1 protein-coding gene is annotated in these 668 nt (G+C 49.4%); it reads right to left on the bottom strand.

Translation table 11 applies throughout. The features are described 5' to 3' along the window. Window positions 1-502 (bottom strand): hypothetical protein (locus KMS84_RS43695; protein WP_256921260.1); only part of this gene is annotated, 502 nt, incomplete at its 3' end. Window positions 503-668 lie beyond the last annotated feature (166 nt).

The following is a 668-nucleotide window of genomic DNA, read 5'->3' as shown; positions in this document are numbered from 1 at the left end:
CGATTATCCAATTGTAGGTCTCAGCGACTAGGGGAAGTTTCGCACGTGCCCATTTCAGGTTTTTCATCCCATCCATATCGAACAGGCTCGCTCGGGAAGAAATGACCTGGGCAACAACCGGAATTTCTTTTTTTTCGGTTTCGGAGAGTCCTTCGTACCAAAATAGAAGCTTGCGGCGCCACTCATTCGCAATCGAGGGATGTTCTGGTACGACAATATTCTCGTCGATCATTTTCTGGAGAACAGAATCGAGGATATCACCACGCGAGTAAAACACGCTTCCTGGACAACCTAATTCCCTTTCAAGGTACGTGTACGCTAAACAAGGCTTGCCTCTCTGACCAAGCTGAACCGTAAGCAATGACTGACGACTGCTTTTGACTCTGTTTGCCCAGGACTCAATCGACTGAGTGATGTCATCCTCATCGCGCTTTTGGCGTCCGGATACCTCTGGCTGTAGAGTCTGGTCTTGTGCGTCTGGGGAGTTGTCGGTCAGCATCATTACTTCTTATCGCTTGTGTTTATGCGCTTGGTGGTTCTTTCTCGCAGCAGTCTCATCTCGCCCGCTTTCGTCTTAAGTTCAGTGCCAGGCTTACGCAGCTTCTCGTAGATGTCGTGCGGGATTTTTGTGTATCCCTCGGACGTAGTAGCGGAATTGTGGCCAAAAG

Source organism: Streptomyces hilarionis (genome assembly GCF_024539675.1).
In the GTDB taxonomy this organism is placed as follows: Bacteria; Actinomycetota; Actinomycetes; order Streptomycetales; family Streptomycetaceae; genus Streptomyces; species Streptomyces hilarionis.
The sequence above is the reverse complement of the archived record's forward strand: the minus strand, read 5'-3'. Positions and strand labels throughout refer to the sequence as shown.